The sequence below is a fragment of the Colwellia sp. BRX10-9 genome (assembly GCF_014077405.1).
Lineage (GTDB): Bacteria > Pseudomonadota > Gammaproteobacteria > Enterobacterales > Alteromonadaceae > Colwellia_A.
This window is the reverse complement of sequence record NZ_JACGVV010000158.1, coordinates 1-237: the sequence shown is the minus strand read 5'-3', so window position 1 is coordinate 237 and position 237 is coordinate 1. Positions and strand designations below refer to the sequence as shown.

At 39.7% G+C, this 237-nt stretch carries 1 rRNA gene; it reads left to right on the top strand.

Features of this window, described 5'->3' with window-relative positions:
- Positions 1-89, top strand: a 23S ribosomal RNA gene (locus H4J69_RS19840); the annotation flags it as partial.
- Positions 90-237 lie beyond the last annotated feature (148 nt).

The following is a 237-nucleotide window of genomic DNA, read 5'->3' as shown; positions in this document are numbered from 1 at the left end:
GTTGGAGACTACAACGTTGATAGGTCAGGTGTGTAAGGACTGCGAGGTCTTGAGCTAACTGATACTAATTGCCCGTGAGGCTTAACCATACAACACCCAAGTAGTTTTACTACGAAGTGTTTGTAGAAGACTGACAGAATAACTTCACGCACTATAATGAATTGAATAAGATACGCTTTTATATTTATAGCTCTAGCGAGCAACAGCTTTCAAGATTGTAACCTTTTTGTCTAGCGA